Annotated in this window: 7 protein-coding genes; all 7 read left to right on the top strand. The window is 56.7% G+C overall.

The features are described 5' to 3' along the window. Positions 1-137: 137 nt before the first annotated feature. The 7 genes from LGM20_RS15555 (at position 138) to gpJ (ending at position 18,953) form a co-directional block, all read left to right on the top strand. On the top strand, positions 138-3,473 hold the full coding sequence (locus tag LGM20_RS15555) for a phage tail tape measure protein (RefSeq protein ID WP_044522202.1): 3,336 nt from the start codon (positions 138-140) through the stop codon (positions 3,471-3,473). Then, positions 3,473-3,811 carry a phage tail protein gene (locus LGM20_RS15550; RefSeq protein WP_017880254.1) on the top strand — a complete coding sequence of 113 codons (339 nt, stop codon included), beginning with the start codon at positions 3,473-3,475 and terminating at the stop codon, positions 3,809-3,811. Before LGM20_RS15555 ends, LGM20_RS15550 begins: the two co-directional genes overlap by 1 nt. Further along, entirely contained in the window at positions 3,808-4,563 is a 756-nt protein-coding gene (locus LGM20_RS15545; RefSeq protein WP_044522209.1) for a phage minor tail protein L, read from the top strand. Before LGM20_RS15550 ends, LGM20_RS15545 begins: the two co-directional genes overlap by 4 nt. Before the next feature lies 1 nt (position 4,564). Beyond that, complete coding sequence (locus tag LGM20_RS15540; protein ID WP_044522210.1) at positions 4,565-5,275, top strand: C40 family peptidase; 711 nt, start codon at positions 4,565-4,567, stop codon at positions 5,273-5,275. A gap of 35 nt (positions 5,276-5,310) precedes the next feature. Further along, positions 5,311-5,646: a hypothetical protein gene (locus LGM20_RS15535; protein WP_031280393.1), complete on the top strand. Its 336-nt coding sequence runs from the start codon at positions 5,311-5,313 to the stop codon at positions 5,644-5,646. A gap of 51 nt (positions 5,647-5,697) precedes the next feature. Continuing rightward, positions 5,698-6,303, top strand: a complete 606-nt coding sequence (locus LGM20_RS15530) for a tail assembly protein (RefSeq protein WP_032432808.1) — start codon at positions 5,698-5,700, stop codon at positions 6,301-6,303. A gap of 62 nt (positions 6,304-6,365) precedes the next feature. Further along, positions 6,366-18,953: a TipJ family phage tail tip protein gene (gene gpJ / locus LGM20_RS15525; RefSeq protein ID WP_044522215.1), complete on the top strand. Its 12,588-nt coding sequence runs from the start codon at positions 6,366-6,368 to the stop codon at positions 18,951-18,953. Positions 18,954-18,991: the final 38 nt, after the last annotated feature.

Genomic DNA, 18,991 nt, shown 5'->3' with positions numbered 1-18,991 from the left:
TACCACTGGCGAGCCTACTTCCTGAAACAAGGCACTTTCCGCCGTCCTGTCGATGAAAACGCGCCACCTACCGAAACCACACCTGCGCCATCCCGGGTCGATGATGAATGCGCGGCAGTCATGAGGGCATTAATGTAATGGCAGACGTCGCATCTTTAGCGGTCGGGCTGCACCTGAACGCAGCCAGTTTTAAATCCCAGCTGCTGGGAGCGTATGGCGATGCGGAGAACCAGTCACGACGGTTCAACCGTAATGCCCAGGCGGACGCGAAAAAGACGGAGGACGCCTATAAAAAGGTCGGTCTGTCGATATCCGGGATGGCCAGCCGGCTGGCGGGGCTGGCAGGAGCCGGCCTTTCCATCGGTACGATCGTCACCACGTCCAGACAATATGGACAGGCATTATCAGACCTGCAGGCCATCACCGGTGCGACTGCTGCTGAAATGAAAGCGCTGGATCTGGCTGCGCAGGAAATGGGACGCACGACAGAGTACAGCGCCAGCCAGGCCGCCGAGGCGCTAAAGCTGATGGCGTCGGCTAAACCGGAGCTTTTAAAAACGTCCGATGGATTGCAGAAGGCTACGAACAGCGCGCTTATCCTGGCGCAGGCCGCCGGCACAACGCTGCCCGATGCGACCAGAACGCTGGCGCTCTCCTTAAACCAGTACGGGGCGAGCGCGCAGGAGGCGGATCGTTATATCAACGTGCTGGCCGCCGGCGCGAAGTACGGGTCGTCGGAGATTGTGGATACAGCGGCCGCCATTAAAAATGGTGGCGTCGCAGCCGCACAGGCCGGCGTTGGTTTTGAGCAGCTGAATGCCGCGATTCAGGTGCTGGCAGAGCGTGAAATTAAAGGCGGTGAAGCCGGCACGGCGCTGCGTAACGTCATCCTGAATCTGGAAAAGGGCACGGACAAGAGCCTCAAGCCGTCCGTGGTTGGTCTCAGCCAGGCGCTGACCAATCTTTCCGGGAAAAATCTCTCCACGGCCCAGGCCGTAAAACTGTTTGGCGTGGAGAACCTGAATGCGGCGTCTATCCTGGTCCAGAACCGTTCAAAGCTTGATGAGCTAACCGCTTCCCTGACCGGTACCAAAACGGCGCATGAGCAGGCATCCATCAGGGTTAACAACCTGAACGGCGATTTGCTGGGGCTGAGCAGTGCGTTTGAAGGGATGGTCATTAAGATCGGCCAGAGCAGTAACGGGCCACTCCGCAGCGGGATTCAGGTTGCCACGGAGGCACTGAACAGCCTGGCAGACAATTTCAACACCGTCTCCAGCGTGGCGCTTTACAGCCTGATCCCCGTGTTATCCACGAAACTGACTGCAGGGCTGCGGGAGAATATCGCGGCCTGGCGGGAAAGCCAGGCGGCGGTAAAAGCGCGGGCGCAGGCTGATGCGGATATTGCCCGCAAAACGCTGGATTCGACAGCGGCCATCCTGAAACAGAACGACGCTGAGTTTGGCCACTACCGGCAGATGGAGCGGACGGCTAAACAGTATGGGATGAATATCAGTTACCAGGATGAGTTTACCCGGCTTATCCGGCAGGAAACTGAGCAAACCAATCTGGCCAGCCAGGCGAAACTGAAACTGGCAGCGGCAAACCGGCAGATGTCGATATCGGCCCGCGCGGCTTCCGTTGCGGTGGGGCTGGCAAGAGGCGCATTAAATTTAATCGGTGGTCCTTTCGGCGCCGCGATGCTGGCCGGCTCAGGCATTCTTTACTTTCATGAGAAGGCAAAGGAAGCCCGGCAGTCAGCCATTGATTTAAAAGATGCCGTAGTCGAAACCAGTGAAGCGCTGATGCGCCTCTCGCTTAACCAGTTAAATGTGAAGCAGTTCGACCTGGAGGATCAGTACGAAAACCAGGTCGTGCAGCGTAACCAGCTGATAAAAGAGATTCAGGATGCCGACAGTCGTATCGGCAGCCTGAAAGGGTTTGACCCCTTCGGCCAGCTGGAAGGGGTGACAAAAGACCAGACGCGGGCACGGGCGGATCTCGATAGCGTTAACGAGGGACTCCGCAAAACCGAGGAAAACATTAAGCGTGTCAGTGATGCAAAAACACTGGCTCAGCTGGGTTTATCGGGAAAAATAACCTCCCTTACGGACGATCTGAAAGGAGCGTTAAGCACGCCCCCCAAAGAGACCGGAGATGGAAATCCCTGGGGCGGCGATGGCGGTACCGGCACGGGGAAAGGCAGTAAGTCCCAGGTCGACCAGTTCAAAACGCTACGGCAGCAAATTGAAGAAGCCCATGCATCCAGCCTGGCCAGAATTAACCTGCAGGAAAAGGACAGCAACAGGGAGCTGCAGGAAGCGGCGAAGAAAAATGGCGCCAGTGATGCTGACCTGCAGCGCGCGCTGTTAATGAATGCAGAGAACTACCAGAAACAACGACTGGATCTGGCTGCGCAGTATTCCCCCGCCCAGGAAACTCTGCGAAAAGAGCAGGAAGCCAGCCGGGACCTGGCTGAGCTTTTCAAAGCCCGCCTTCTTGATGAAAAAGAGTACCAGGCCGCACGAATAACGCTGGCCAGAGATACTGCGAAAGAGCTGCTGCAGGCGCATGCCGATGAAATCGCTGCGCCGGCACTGGATATCGCCGGCGAAGTTGATCCACTTGTCTCGCTGCGCAATCAGCTTGCGCAGCGGCAGGCATTGCTGCAGGCGTACTACCAGGGCAGCGCGATCAGCAAAGAACAGTACGAAATGCTGATGCAGAAGGCGACGAAAGAATCCGCCGATGCGCAGTATCAGACGTCACTGGAGTTATACCGATCACAGGGAGAATTCCAGAGCATGGCCGTCGGGTTATTTGAAACGGCCCATGAGCGCTCAAGCAACTTCCTGACGAGCATGCTGACGCGGACGAGAAGCTTTAAGGAGAATATGGCTGACCTGTTTTCCTCGCTCACGCAGTCGATCATAAAAAACCTCGTTGATATGGCCGCTCAGGCGCTGGTCACCAGTTCCGTCATGCAAACCATTATGGGCGTGGTGGGCGTCGGGACCAGCGTTGTCACGGGCGCTGCGGGCGCAGGCTCGGGGACGGCGATCCAGAATGCCGCCAGTAACTTCCAGTTCAACGCCAAAGGCGGCGTTTACGACTCGCCGTCGCTGAGCGCATACAGCAACCAGGTCTACGACTCTCCGCAGTTCTTCGCCTTCGCAAAAGGGGCCGGCGTATTTGGCGAGGCCGGGCCGGAGGCCATCATGCCGCTGACGCGTGCCGGCGATGGTTCGCTGGGTGTACGCGCTGTCGGTGGTGGTCAGAACGCCGGCGCGTCGGAAGGGCCAAAAGTCTTTATCACGATTGAAGGCGGAAACACCTCAACGCAGGCGCCGTCTGGTTTTGAGCAGTTTGGCCAGCAGATCGGCTCGTTTGTGGAGAAAAAATACAGGGAGCTGATGGCGCAGGATATGCGCCCTGGCGGGATGGTCTGGAATGCAGTTAAAGGGCAACGTTGATGGCTATTGAGATATTCACCTGGAGTCCGCGGGTTAATCCCCAGCAGACCGTTAACTTTCGTGTCCGGAAGGCGCAGTTCGGTGACGGGTATGCGCAGGTATCCGGCGATGGTATTAACACCCGATCACAGGATTGGGAGCTGAGTTTTGTCGGTACGGAGGACTATATCCGCCCGATTAAGCAGTTCCTCGACCGTCATGCCGGCACTCGCGCGTTTCAGTGGACCCCGCCTCTGGAAGAGGTGGGGCTTTACCGCTGCGAACAATACAAACCGGTGCCGTTAGGCGGCGGAAATTACTCACTTTCAGCCACTTTTATTCAGGCATTTAAACCATGAGCCTTAACGCGAATTATCAGAAGTTAGAGCCAGGCGATGAGGTTCGTCTCCTGGAGATCGATGGCCAGGCGTTTGGCCTGGATGAGGTTTTGTATTTCCACGGCTATAACGTTCCCCATACTGCAGCCGAAATCCTCGCCGCTGGCGGCGACCTGGATAAGCTGCCGGCGAAAAGCATCTGGTGGCAGGGGCGGGAGTATAAAGCCTGGCCATGTGAAATCGAAGGGATCGAGTCCTCCACCACGGGCAGTGACGCGCAGCCAACGCTGCGGGTAGGGAACATCGACGGGAAGATATCCGCGCTCTGTCTTCATTACGACGATCTGGCTCTGGCGCGGGTTGTCATCCACGACACACAAAAACAGTATCTCGATGCGAAGAACTTCCCGGACGGGAATGCCTCAGCCGATCCGACGCAGGAGAAACGGCGCCTTTTCTTCATTGACGTAAAGCATTATGAAGACGATGAGAAGGTGGAGTTTACTCTCTCCAGCCCGTTTGCCCTGCAGGGGATGATGATCCCCACTCGCCAGCTGCATGCGATTTGCACCTGGTGTATCCGCAATCAGTACCGCAGCGGTAACGGGTGCGACTATGTCGGCACCCGGTATTTTGACAGGAACAATCAGCCAGTTGATGACCCGTCGCAGGATGTCTGCAACGGCACGCTCACGGCCTGTAAATTACGTCATGGTGAGAATAGTGAACTGCCGTTTGGCGGGTTCCCCGGCACCTCATTAATCAGGAGCTGATATGCGTCAGAAAACGATTAAGGCCATCCAGGAACATGCGGCCGCAGAATATCCGCGCGAGGCCTGCGGCCTCGTCGCCCAGAGGGGCCGAGCGGAGCGTTATTTCCCCTGCCGGAACCTGTCCACAGAGTCGAAAGATAATTTTGTGCTGGCGCCGGAGGATTATGCAGAGGTTGAGGAATGGGGAACGATCACCGGTATTGTTCACAGCCATCCTGATGCCACCACCCAGCCGAGCGAACTGGATAAAGCGCAATGCGACGCGACCCTTCTCCCCTGGCATATTATCAGCTGGCCAGAAGGCGATCTCCGTACCATCCACCCGCGTGGTGAGTTGCCGCTCCTCGAGCGACCATTCGTGCTGGGCCACTACGATTGCTGGGGCCTGGTGATGAGCTATTTTCGGCAAACCCACGGCATCGAGCTGCACGATTACCGCGTCGATTATCCGTGGTGGGAAAAGGAGTATCCGGACAATTTTTATCAGGACTGCTGGTATGAATGCGGGTTCCGTGAGTTTGATGGCCCACCACAACCGGGTGATATGGTGATCATGCAGGTGCAGGCGGATAAGTGGAACCACGCCGGGATTCTGCTGGAAGGGAACCTGCTGCTGCATCACCTCTATGGCCATCTCAGCAAGCGCGTGCCGTATGGTGGGTACTGGATGGAAAGGACAATGAAGGTCGTTCGGTATAAGTCTCTATGTTAACCTTTAAGGAAATGGCATCTAAAAAGGATATGGAGATGAAAAAAACAGCCCTGCTATTTTCAATGTTTATGCTTAGTGGTTGTATGGCAAGTTCTTTGGAATCGCAAGAGCCAATATATTCCGGAAATTCACAAAAAAGCATAGATAAAATAAGTAAGTGCCTTGCTCCTAAATGGGTTGAATTAAGGCCATCAAGCTCAGTTATCCCTACTGAGACAGGGTATAAAATTGTCGCGTCGGATGATTTATTAGGAACTGTATCCATAGCAAAAATAGAACCTTCCAAAGAAGGTGGAAGCAACGTTCATGTTTATGCTATATCCAAAGGTTGGAATGACCCTTGGGGAAAAGCTGCGAAAAGTTGCATGTGAATTTAAATAACGAAACAAACCCACCTCGGTGGGTTTTTTATTGGGGTGAGCATGAAAGAGGTAATGACAAAAATAGAATTAGGCGGAATTTTGGGTAAAACTTTTGGGAAGTATCATCAAAGACTTGTTTCAAACTCATCTGAAGCTGTTAGAGCCTTATGTTGTACCTTAGAGGGTTTTGAAAAATTTCTTAATAAAAGCAAGGAAAAAGGGATAACGTTTGCAGTATTTAAGGGCAAAAAAAATATTGGTGAACGTGATTTATCATTTCCTCTTACAGGAGAGGTTTTACGCATAATTCCGGTTGTCATTGGTAGTAAAAAAGCAGGTGTTTTACAAACAATTATGGGCGCGGCTTTGGTTGCAGTTGGGGTTATCGTTGGATATGTTTCTGGGTGGACCGGTGTAGGTTGGGCTGTTGGTTCTAAGATGGCAATGATGGGCGGTGCTATGATGCTCGGTGGCGTCGTTCAGATGCTTTCCCCACAGCCAGCTGGCCTGGCACGAAAAGAATCCGCTGACAATAAAGCGTCCTACGCCTTTGGGGGAGTGACGAACACTGCCTCTCAGGGATACCCAGTCCCTTTGCTTTATGGCAGACGCCGAATTGGCGGCGCCATTATATCTGCCGGTATTTACGTAGAAGACCAGCAATAAGTTTTATTCAGTAAACCATCCAATTCAGGCCACCTTGCGGTGGCTTTTTTTATGGGCGTAATATGGCAAATAACATAATTAAAGGGCGCAAGGGTGGCGGCTCAAAGCAGCGTACACCGACGGAACAGCCGGATGATTTACAGTCCGTTGCAAAAGCCAAAATTCTGCTCGCATTAGGTGAGGGTGAATTTGCAGGTGGTTTAACCGGGAAAGATATTTATCTTGATGGCACCCCGCTTGAAAATGCTGATGGTTCGCAAAACTTCAGTGGCGTGTCCTGGGAATTTCGCCCCGGCACGCAGGCTCAGACTTATATTCAGGGTATTCCCGGTACTGAAAATGAAATCAGTGTAGGAACGGAAGTTTCCAGCAAGACAGCCTGGACCCATACCTTTACTAATACCCAGCTTTCTGCCGTTCGTGTCCGCCTGAAATGGCCGTCCCTGATGAAACAGGAAGATGACGGCGACGTGGTGGGCAATACCGTCAAGTATGCGATTGACCTGCAGACCGACGGCGGCGCCTGGCAGACGGTGCTGGAAACCGCTGTCACGGGTAAAACCACCTCCGGTTATGAGCGGAGCCATCGTATTGATCTGCCCCATGCCGGCAGTACCTGGACGCTACGCCTGCGTAAAATCTCTCCGGATGCAAACAGTGTCAAAGTTGGCGACGTGATGACGCTGCAGAGCTATACCGAAGTGATCGACGCGAAGCTGCGTTATCCCAACACCGCGCTGCTTTATATCGAGTTCGACTCCAGCCAGTTTAATGGCTCCATTCCGCAAATTTCCTGTGAGCCGCGTGGGCGCGTGATTCGTGTGCCGGATAACTACAATCCGGAAACCCGCGAATATACCGGCGTCTGGACCGGCGGGTTTAAATGGGCCTGGACGGATAACCCGGCCTGGATCTATTACGACATTGTTACAGCTGACCGTTTTGGTCTCGGTAATCGTCTGAGCAGCGCCAATATTTCGAAATGGACGCTGTACCAGATTGCACAGTACTGCGATCAGCTGGTTCCTGACGGGCGCGGTGGTGACGGCATGGAGCCGCGCTATACCTGTAACGTCTACGTCCAGGAACGCAACGATGCTTACACCGTGCTGCGAGACTTTGCCGCCATTTTCCGGGGCATGACCTGCTGGAACGGTGAGCAGATTGTTGTGCAGGCTGATATGCCGCGTGATGTCGATTTTACCTATACGCGCGCCAATATTGTCGGCAAACCCCGTTATTCGAGCAGCAGCAGCCAGGTTCGGTACACCAACGCCCTAGTTTCCTGGTCTGATCCGGATAATGCTTATGCTGATGCAATGGAGCCGGCGTTTATCCCGGAACTGGTTTCCCGCTACAGTTTTAACCAGCTCGAAATGACCGCGATTGGCTGTACGCGCCAGAGCGAAGCCCACCGTAAGGGGCTGTGGGGCATACTGACCAACAACAAAGACCGGGTCGTTGAGTTTGATGTGGGGCTGGACGGTCGCATTCCTCAACCCGGTTATATCATTGCCCTGGCGGATGAGTTGCTGGCCGGACGGGTCAACGGCGGGCGGATCAGCGCGGTGAATGGCCGGGTGATTACGCTGGATCGTGATGTGGATGCCAAACCTGGCGACCGCCTCCAGCTAAACCTGCCATCCGGGATCTCACAGAGCCGGACCATCCAGGCCGTTAACGGACGCCGGCAGATTACGGTCACAACGGCGTACAGTGAGACGCCAGAACGGGAATGCGTCTGGGCCGTAGAATCTAATGACCTCTTTCTGCAGCAGTACCGGGTCACAGGGGTAAAAGAGAACGGCGATGCCACCCTCACGATCACCGGCGTGTCACATGACCCGGATAAATTCGCCCGCATCGATACCGGCGCGATTATCGATCAGCGCCCGGTTAGCGTATTGCCGGCGGGCAACCAGTCACCTCCTGACGATATTGTCATCACATCCCGCTCGGTCGTGAATCAGGGGATCAGCGTCGAAACGATGCAGGTTAACTGGTCAGCGGTCAGCGGCGCTATTGCCTACGAGGCGCAGTGGCGCCGTAACGACGGGAACTGGATTAATGTGCCGCGCAGCTCGACCACCTCGTTTGAGGTCAGCGGCATTTATGCCGGTCGTTACCTGGTTCGCGTCCGTGCGATCAATGCGGCGGAGATCTCGAGCGGCTGGGCGTATTCCGAAGAGAAAATCCTGACCGGCAAGGTCGGCGAGCCGCTGGCACCGCTGGCGCTGGCAACCCGTTCGCTGGTTCATGGGGTCCAGGTTAGCTGGGAGTTCCCGACCGGCTCCGGGGATACGCTGCGCACGGAACTGCAGTACAGCAAAAATCAGGACGGCAGTGCGCCGATGCCGTTATCAGACGTGGCCTATCCGGGGAAAAGCTATCAGCAGATGGGCCTCAGTATGGGCGCAGAATTCTGGTATCGGGCGCGCCTTGTGGATCGTCTTGGCAATGAAAGCCCGTGGACCGGCTGGGTCCAGGGGATGGCCAGCGATAACTTTGATGACTACTACGAAAACCTGACCGACGCGATCAAGGATACGGCTGCCTGGGAGGAAACACAGCGCACCATTAGCGAAACACAGGAAGGTATCCGCAATACGCAGCAGGAACTGGAGCAGACCGCTGAGGCTCTGCGTAAGGAAGCCGAAGACCAGGCGAAGCAGGTCAGCCAGGATATTGATGCATCGGCGAAAAGCATCACGGCTGATGTTGACGGGAAGATCTCCGCCGTGAATAAAACCATCACGGATGAGATCACCTCGGTCAATGAGGCTCTCGATTCTGGTCTGGCTCAGGCAAACAAAGGTGTTCAGGAGGCAAAATCCGCCGTCGCAGATGCGAACAAGCAGATCGCAACTGTGAACAAGTCGTTGACCGACAGCATCACCCAGGTCAGACAGTCAGTCACTGATACGGCTGCGGAAATCAACGCCACCATCGACCTGGAGATTGCCAGGGTCAACAAAACGCTGACCGACGGCGATGCCGCATTGAATGCGCAGATAAAGACTGCCGAAAATGGCCTGAAGCAGTCGCTGTCTCAGGTCAACACCACGCTGACCAATGCGGTGAAGCAGGAGACCGCGGATCGTATCGCCGATGTTAACGCGAAGGCGTCACAGGCCGCTGATGAACTGCTGGCGGCAACGCAGGGGATTGAGGCGAGTATCGAGAGCCTGACTCAGGTGATGAAGACCGCCGATGAAAATCTGGCGCGGGAAATGTCCAGCCTCGCTGCCGGCGCTAATATCCAGTTCGATTCGCAGGTTATCTGGCATTTCAACAATCAGACGACCGAGGGCTGGACCGGCAGCGCCGGCGTACCGGGTGTGTCACAGGATGGCTGGTTACGCCCGGCGGACAGCGCCACCGATCCGTACATTACCTCTCCTGGCGGGCTGGCTGTCGATGGTGCGGCGTACCGTTTCATCATGCTGCGCTTTCGTAAAACCGGCAAACCAGTCTGGGCGGGTGAGATCCGCTGGGTGTCTGCCGGCGAAAACTTCAATAACACGAAGCGATACATTGTTGCTGAGCCGGAATATGTCGATGGGGTGGCAACCCTGACGGTGCGTGATATTCCGTGGACAGGGAACATTGATCGTATTCGCCTGGACCTGACGAACCAGCAGGATGCCAGCAACTTTATCGAATTCGACTGGATCGCCGTTGGCCGGCCAGCACCCGGCGCCAGTACGGCGGCTCTGCAGGATGTGCGGAGTACGCTGAGTAACGCGCTGACCGCCGAAGCGCAGGCACGCAGCACGCTGGCGGCGCAGATGCGTGGCTCCTATGATGGGAGCGATCTGGAGAAAGTCACCTCCGGGCTGCTGTACCAGGAAAAAACCGCGCGCGTTACCGCCATCTCGGCGGAAGTTAAGGCCAGAGAGTCCCTGCAGACGCAGTTTAACGACAACAAAGCTGCTGTTTCTGGTGAACTGAGTTCTCTGACGACAGAGCAGAGCGCGCAGGCGAGCCGTATCGGTGGCCTGGAAACCAGCCTCGGGAAAAAAGCCGATGCGGCCGCGCTGACGTCCCTGACGCAGAAAGTTGAGCAACAGGGCACCACGCTGACATCGCAGGGCGCCGCGTTAACATCGCTCACTAACCGGGTTGGCCAGACGGAAACGGGCCTGGCTGGTACGAATGAGGCACTGAGCGGGCTGCAGTCTGTTGTTACCCAGCAGGGCGACAGGATAACCAGCCAGGGTCAGTCCATCACGAAACTGACGAGCGATTTGGGCACGACAAATGCCGCGCTGGCGAAGAAAGCCGAAGCGGCTGCGGTCACTGCCTTAACGCAGCAGGTAGAGCAAAACGGGCAGGATATTCGCAGCAATACTGACAGCATCACCAGCCTGTCGAATCAACTGGTCAATGGCCAGCCGAATCGCTGGTCCCGTCGGATCTATCCGGTGCAACTGGCTAACGCCGGGACAGTCCCGTCATTCAGCGATGTTCGCGCTGTGGCACCAACGGTAGTGGATGAGGTGGCCGACGCGGCCAAACTGGACTTTACGTCCGCCGGCAGCTATCTGATCGCGCTGTATTCCTGCCAGGTGAAAGTGGCCGCAGATACCACCATCACACTGGCGCCCGGCGCCAGGGTTTTTGATGATACCGGCGCCATATTTGTGAATGGGGTTCAGGTCGCCTGGGGTAATGCCAGCTGGAATACTGTCAGTTTTGAACTGAAAGCCGGCTGGAACACCGTTGAGTTTCTGGTGACTCAGTGGACCGGCCAGGCGTATATCAACCTGGGCCTGAAGCTGTCAGACCAGGTTGCTGAGATGTACTCCGGTCTCGGGGTTTCCGCGCTGGCAAACGCAGCCGGCGTGCTCAGCTCGAATGTCAGCCAGATTGGCAACGATGTGGTCAGCAATTCGCAGAACATCACCCAGCTCCGGAATGCGCTGACGCAGACAGACGCGAACGTGGCCAGCAAAGCGGATCAGACGGCGATGAACTCGCTAACCGGACGAGTGGAGAAGACGGAATCCGGGCTGACGGCTGCTAACGCCAACATTACCTCGCTGAAATCCGCTGTACGGGCCGGAAACGCATCAGGCGGGGATTTAATTCCCAACCCGACGTTTGACCCGGCGTATGACCAGATGGGGTTCAGCGTGGTAGCCACGACGGCTGAGGAGGTCCCGCCGGGCTGCCCGTATGGTTATGCGGCCCGAATTGCCAGCCGGGATCACCATCCTAACTTTGCCGCGTTCCCGGCCACGCTTAACGATGTGATTGAGATCAGCGCACTGGTTGCCTGCGGCGCCGGCACGGCGAATTTTAATCTGTATGTTGGCACCGCCGTTCGGCCAGATACGAGCACCGGTGCGCCACTCATGGCGGGGGGCGGGAAATCCCCCTCCGCGACCTGGCAGAGAACCACCTGGCGCTTCAAGGTCACGCAGGCGATGGTGGACAGGGGTTATATCCGCCCGTTCCTGCAGATCTCGCAGAACAGCCCGTATGGCACCGTATGGTTCGTTACGGACTGGCATATGCGAAATGTGACAGCGGCGCAAAAGGTTCAGGATACTGCGGATGCCACAGCGGCGGCGGTTGACTCTCTGACCACCACCGTGACGCAACAGGGTAATCTGCTGACCTCGACCGGCAACCGGACAACCCAGCTGGAAAACGGGCTGGCAACCACCAATGCCGCAGTGGCCAAAAAGGCTGATGCGACAGCGGTGCAGGATTTGACCAATACCGTCACACAGCTGGGCAACGATCTGACTGCTGCGAACAGCGCCATCACGAAACTGACCGGAAATCTGGCGAATACCGATAAAGCGCTGGCGCAGAAAGCCGATGCGACTGCGCTGGCCACGCTCGACACGAAAGTGACGCAGCAGGGTAAAACGCTGGAGAGCCAGAGCAATTCGCTGACGAATCTGTCGAACAGTCTCTCGCAGGTTGCGGCAGATATCGATGCCAGCGGTCAGATACCGGGTAACCTGGTCGTGAATCCCTCGTTTGAACGTGGGCTGGATGGCTACACCGGGCGGTCAACCGCGACCAGTGTGGTGGAGGTTTCCGTTCCTCACAGCGGGACGCGGGCGCTGAAGGTTGATCCGGGGAATGTGACTCCGGGGCAATACATCCCGTTTGTTCAGGGGCGAACCTATGAAATCGGGGTGTGGGTCAAGGAACCCGGAGCGACGACGGATAATGGCGCGGGGAACAACAAGCTGCGGATCGGCAACTCTGCCGGCCAGCCGGTTTTTGAGCGTCCATACAACAGCGGTACGGTGGGGACAAACTGGACCCTGATTTCCGGTCGCTGGAAAGCGACGGAGACAGCCAGCCTGCCGGTGACGCTGAGTAACTATCTGATTAGCGGCAGCCGCTACTTCGATGATTTTTACGTCACTGACGTTACCGACCGGGTGGACATCGATGCCACCGCCGGCGCCGTTACCGGACTGACGAGCCGGGTCAGCACAGCGGAAGGGGCCATCACCTCACAAAGCCAGCAGCTGACGAACCTGCAGAACAGCCTGAACACGACCAACAGCAATGTGTCGAAGAAGGCCGATGCAACGGCACTGACTTCGGTCGATAACCGGGTGACAGAGGCAGAAGGGAAACTGACCACACAGAGCCAGCAACTGACAAATCTGGCGAATGTGCTGACGGCCACCCGCAACGCCGGCGACAACCTGATCCCGAACTTTGATTTTCTGCAGGGCAGCACGGCCTGGGATATTCAGTATCCCGCCGGTGTGACCTTTGGCGATTTCGGGGACGGGAAAGCGGGGGTCCGGCTGAACCGGACGACCACTACCAGCCCAGGCATTTTCTCCAACAACAACAAGCCGGTGCCGCTGAATGGCCAGCGCAAGTATCGGGTGGTGGTGAAGGCCAAAGGTGTTTCCGGCGCGATGAGTCTGCTGATCCGTCGCCAGAACAAAATCGGCCAGACGGACAGTACGTATGAGGATAAAACGGTCACGCTGACCACTGACTGGCAAACCATCACCTGGGAAACCGGATTGACGGCTGCCGGCGCGGACGGGCAGAACTTCAAACTTTATTCTCATCCGACAAACGGTGAAATCTGGCTCGATTCCGTCCGGGTGTTTGATATCACCGATGAAACCAACATCAAGGCGACCAGCGATGCTGTTTCGTCTCTGACCGGGACGGTGACGAACCAGGGGAACACCCTGACATCACAGGGGCAATCCATCACGGCGCTGAATAACGCGCTGGAAGGGGTCAAAGGCGATGTGGCGAAGAAGGCTGATGCGTCGGCGGTCAGTTCACTGACCAACCGGGTTACCCACACTGAAAAGGATATCCGTAGCCAGGCCGACAGCCTGACCAGCCTGAATACATCGCTGAAGCAGCAGGCGACACGGGGAGCCAACGTACTGCCGGACGGCAGTTTTGAATCCTATGCCGTCGGCGATGTTCTCAGTAATGCCCGCGCCGTTATCACCAGTGAAGCTGCTCACAGCGGGACCAAAAGCCTGCGTGTTACGCGCAGTACGGAGTACAACCCGAACGCGACGGATAATAACGATACCCATATCTTTTCAGGCATGCAGGTTCGCGATAACGCGGTCTATTACGTGGAGGCGTGGGTTAAGTTGCCGGCTGGCTCGACCGCCGATCCGACCGTTTATATGGTGCTCGGATTTTCCTTCCAGGATTCTGCCAATGGCTGGTCGTGGCCTGGCCTGAACGTGAAAGTCTCCGAGTTGTCGGTGGACAACTGGACAAAAGTCAGTGGCTATCTGACCAACAACCGAACCGCGCTGAAACAGGCAATGGTGAGGATCTCCATCCCGAATACACCAAAAGTTCGCCTGGGTGACGCCTTCCTGATTGATGATCTGATCATCACTGACGTGACCGATGCAAAGGCGGCGCTCGATGCCGCCGATGCGAATGCGCAGGCGCTTTCCAGTCTGTCCGCATCAGTCACGAAGAACGGGAAGAATATTACGTCTCAGGGCAGCGCGATCACGAAACTGCAGTCGGATGTAACGCAACTTGGTAAGGATATCAGCGGCAAGGCCGATGCCAGCGCACTGACGAATCTGACGACCCGCGTGACGGCTACCGAAGGCGGTCTGAAATCGCAGGGAGACAGCCTGACCAGCCTGCAGAACAGCCTGAACACGACTAACAGCAATGTGGCGAAGAAGGCTGATGCAACGGCGCTGCAGAGCCTGCAGAACACCGTTGAACAGCATGGCAGGGATCTGACCACGCAAAGCAGCGCGCTGACGAACCTGGAAAACAACTTTTCCTCCCTGGCCGTGGGCGGGACCAACCTTATCCGCAATGCGGACACACTGGAGGGATGGAGCAGCCGCCACGCCACAGAGACCTATCTGGGCGACCGCGTGGCCTACACCCGGCTGGCGAAAGGTGCATCCGGTTATACCCAGCTGGATGAACAGACGCTGGACGTTACCGGGCGTACGGAATTTGTATTCAGCTTCTATGCGAAAGGGGCTTATGACGGGCAGGAGATGGCGAGTTATTTCTATAACCCGTCGAACACCACCACCACGGAAACCAGCCAGGGCGTTAAAGGCGGGGCCGGTGACGGCAAGGCGGTCACGAAACTGACCACCGCATGGGCGCGTTACTGGGTGAAATGGGTTATTCCTGCCACCAGTGGCACCAAACGGCTGATTGCCGCGCGTCTGGAAAGCGCGACGTCTGCCGACAAAGAAGTCTGGCTCTGTCGCCCTCAGCTGGAAACCGGGACCGTGATGACTGACTGGTCACCGAGTCCGGATGATGCGGCCAGCGGTATTACCGCGAACACATCGGCCATTAACAGCCTCACCAGTCGGGTGACGAATGCCGAGGGGCAACTGACCGCGCAGTCTCAGAGCATCACGAATCTGCAGAACAGCCTGAACACCACCAACAACAACGTGGCACAAAAGGCCAGCGCGCAGTCGGTGAGTGATCTCACCAGCCGGGTCACCAGTGCGGAAGGCAAAATCACCTCCCAGGGGCAGGCTATCACGAAGCTGCAGGGCGATTTGAGCAGCACCACCGATAAGGTCAACACCAAAGCGGATCAGACGGCGCTTAACGCGCTGACTGGCCGGGTGGAGAAAACCGAGGCAGGCCTCACGGCAGCCAACAGCAACATCGTCAGTCTGACGGCGGCGGTGAACGCCGGGAATGCTGCCGGGGATGATTACATCCCAAACCCGTCATTTGATCCGGCGTATGACCGCATGGGTTATGACGTGGTGGAGACCACTGCTGCAGGTGTGCCGGCTGACTGCCCGTTCAGGTATGCCGTCCGGCTGGCCGGGCGAGACCATGTGCCAAAAATCAACAACATCGCTGTGACTCCGGGCGACGTTTACGAAATGTCTGCTCTGGTAGCGTGTGGTACCGGCAGCGCTGACTTTAATTTCTACATCGGTCGGGCCACCACTGCTACTGGTGGTATTGGGGCGAGAGCGTCCGGGGGAAACACCAAGACCACCACCGCGTGGAAACGAGCCACCTGGCGCTTTACTGTGCCGGCAGACACGAACTTCCTGCGACCGTTCCTGCAGGTTAATCAGAGCAGCCCGTTCGGCACTGTCTGGTACGCTGCCGACTGGCATATGCGTAACGTGACGGCGGCGAACAGTGCGCAGAAAACCGCAGATGCGACCGCAAAAGCGGTGGATTCACTGACCACCACGGTTAGCCAGCAGGGCGATACGCTCAGCAGCATCGGCACGCGGACCACCTCGCTGGAGAACAGCCTCCGGTCGACAAACGATACGGTGAGTAAAAAGGCTGACACGACAGCGGTGACGCAGCTGCAGGGCACGGTGACGCAGCAGGGGAATGACATCGCGGCAGCCAACAGCGCGCTGACAAAACTCAGCAGCGATCTGGCCACTACGAATGCGAATGTGAACAAAAAAGCGGACGCAAGCGCGATGAACACCCTGCAGAACCAGGTCACTGAGCAGGGCAAAACACTCAGTGCACAAGGGGATTCTCTAACGCAACTGAGTAACAGCCTGAGCCAGACGGCAGCGGATATTGACGCCAGCGGGAAAATGCCGGGCAACCTCATTGTCAACGGCAGTTTTGAGCGCGGCGCGGCGGGCTTTACCGGCTGGAGCAGTACCGCGACGGTGGCCGATTTACAGGTTCCGCATTCGGGTAACAAGGCGCTGAAAATGTCCGCCGGCCAGTCGAACCTGGTCGGGCAGGAAATCAGTATCACGCAGGGTCGTACCTACCGCATGGGGGTATGGGCGAAGCAGGACCCGGGAACCACGATTAAAGATGCGGGTAACACGAAGTTTCGTGTGGCCGACAGCACTGGCCTGCTGGTCGGCTCAAACTACGGACCGTTTAGTTCTGGCTGGCAACTGGTAACGTTTGACTGGAAAGCCACGAAGACCACGACGGCCAGTTTCCAGCTGACGACCTTCCTCAGCGCGGGGGCAATGTATTTCGATGATTTCCATGTCCTCGATGTTACGGATGAAAAGGATATCGCAGCTAATGCCGGGGCCATTTCTCAGATGAATACCCGCGTCACCGCTGCTGAAGGGGCTATCACCACCCAGGCGCAGCAGCTGACGAAACTCAGCGGCGATCTGGCCGTCACGAATGCGGCGGTCAGTAAGAAGGCCGAGCAAAGCGCTGTCACCGGGTTGACCACCCGGATGACGTCTGCCGAGGGTAAACTGGATTCGCAGTCGCAGCAGCTCACCAGTCTGCAGAACAGCCTGACCACGATGAATACTGAGCTGGGTAAAAAGGCTGACACGTCCGCGGTGAGTTCACTGACCGGTCGCGTAAGCCAGGTGGAAAACACCATCACCAGCCAGTCGCAGAGCATCACGTCGCTGACCAGCACCATCAATACCATCCGCACTCAGGGAGCTAATCCGTGGGTTGACGGTACGTTTGAAAGCTACAGCGATGGCCAGGTGCTGGGCGGGAACGGCACAGCCGTTGTGGTGGCGTCTCAGAAATTCACCGGCAATAAGAGCCTGAAGGTGAGTCGAGGAGCGAACAATAACGGCAACAGCGATAAACAGCTTGGGAGCTGGCAGTCAGTCCGTGAGGATGCGAAGTTCCGGTTTGAGTTCTGGGCTATGATGCCGGCGGATCAGGCGCCATCCTCCGGGTGGACAACGCTGGTCGGTATCCAGTCACAGAATGCTGCCGGGCAAAATGCCTGGCAGGCGGCGGTCACTGTCAGCGAAGCCTCTCTGGGCGCGCGCGATAAGTGGGTGAAATTCACGGGGATCGCCAGTAACAACGGGGCAGGCAGAACACGCGCGGTGGTCTGGATCTCCACCCGCGGCGCCACCGGCAACGGTACCCCTGGCTATTCACTGTATATCGACGATCTGGTCATCACGGATGTTACCGATGCGAAAGCGGCACAGGATGCCTCAGACGCGACGGCGAGTGCCGTGAGCGGCCTGACGGCGCGCGTAACGGATGCCGAAGGGAAAATCACTGCCCAGGCGCAGCAGCAGACGGCACTGGCCACGAAAGTGGATAACGCCAACTCCCGCGTCGATAACATGGCGAAGACGCTGAGCGACAGCCAGAGCACACAGGCCAGCCTGAATACCTCGCTTCAGTCGCAGATTGACGCGCAGGCGGCCGCCAACATCAAAAACCAGACGACGCTGGACAACACGATTAAATCGGTGGCCAGTATCACCAGTACCCAGCAGACGCATGCAACGGCACTGGAGGCGCTGGCAACGCAGCAGACGACCCTGACATCCAGTGTCGGGGATCTCAGCGCCTCCGTTCAAAACACCGCTAAAACCGTGGCGGATGTGAATGGTACGGTGAGTTCGCTGTGGTCGATGAAGGTTGAGACGGTTAACGGGAAGAATGTTGGCGCGGGGATTACGCTGGGCAGCAATGGTGAAACAAGCGACATGATCCTCTATGCCGACCGCTTCTCGCTGTTTAACCGTAACAATGCGACGGCAGTGCCGGTGATGATTGCCGAAGGCAATGAACTGTATATCGATACGGCACGTATCAAAAACAGTTCCCTGACCTCAACTAAAATCGCGGACGGTTCCATCACGAACGCGAAGATCGGCAACGAGATCCGCTCGAATAACTTTGTTGACGGGTCGCAAGGCTGGCGTATCGCCAAGGATGGCTCTTCGCAGTTCAATAACGTGATCGTTCGTGGCAGGGTCGAAGCGAATAGCGGCGTGTTCCGTGGCACTGTCCAGGCGGATGCGTTCATCGGTGACATTGCGGTGGCAAAAGGTTACGACAGCCTGACCTTCCGCCGCAACCAGACGGTACAGCGGAACGGTGCGTATCAGAACAGGGGGTATAGCATGACAGTGGTTCTGGCCTGCACCCTGGTGTGCCAGACCTATGGGACGGGCAGTGGCCTGGGGTATACCTCTGATATTACGTTCAACATTGGTGGGCAGGAGGTAACCCGCCGTATCTTCGTCGATGCCGGTAATATCACAGCTGGCACCACGGCCTTTGAATTGCGGTTTGCCGCGCGCCTGGATGCTGACTACAACAATGTCGGCTTCTTTATCAAGGCTACAGGTCGAAATGCCGCGATTGATTACACCTGCACAGTCGAGAACATCACCGCAACCGCCTTCCGAACGGACAGCAGTTCATTTAGCTAACAAAGGCCCCGCTAGGGGCCTTTTCTTTTTCCAGGGAA

Source organism: Klebsiella quasipneumoniae subsp. quasipneumoniae (assembly GCF_020525925.1).
Lineage (GTDB): Bacteria > Pseudomonadota > Gammaproteobacteria > Enterobacterales > Enterobacteriaceae > Klebsiella > Klebsiella quasipneumoniae.
Note: the sequence above shows the minus strand (reverse complement) of the source record. Positions and strands in the feature narration are given on the sequence as shown.

What these genes read in the sequence shown, in the direction of transcription:
- LGM20_RS15555 (WP_044522202.1), top strand. Translation starts at nt 138, where the DNA reads ATGGCAGACGTCGCATCTTTAGCGGTCGGGCTGCACCTGAACGCAGCC.
- LGM20_RS15545 (WP_044522209.1), top strand. Translation starts at nt 3,808, where the DNA reads ATGAGCCTTAACGCGAATTATCAGAAGTTAGAGCCAGGCGATGAGGTT.
- LGM20_RS15535 (WP_031280393.1), top strand. Translation starts at nt 5,311, where the DNA reads ATGAAAAAAACAGCCCTGCTATTTTCAATGTTTATGCTTAGTGGTTGT.
- LGM20_RS15530 (WP_032432808.1), top strand. Translation starts at nt 5,698, where the DNA reads ATGAAAGAGGTAATGACAAAAATAGAATTAGGCGGAATTTTGGGTAAA.
- LGM20_RS15540 (WP_044522210.1), top strand. Translation starts at nt 4,565, where the DNA reads ATGCGTCAGAAAACGATTAAGGCCATCCAGGAACATGCGGCCGCAGAA.
- LGM20_RS15550 (WP_017880254.1), top strand. Translation starts at nt 3,473, where the DNA reads ATGGCTATTGAGATATTCACCTGGAGTCCGCGGGTTAATCCCCAGCAG.
- gpJ (WP_044522215.1), top strand. Translation starts at nt 6,366, where the DNA reads ATGGCAAATAACATAATTAAAGGGCGCAAGGGTGGCGGCTCAAAGCAG.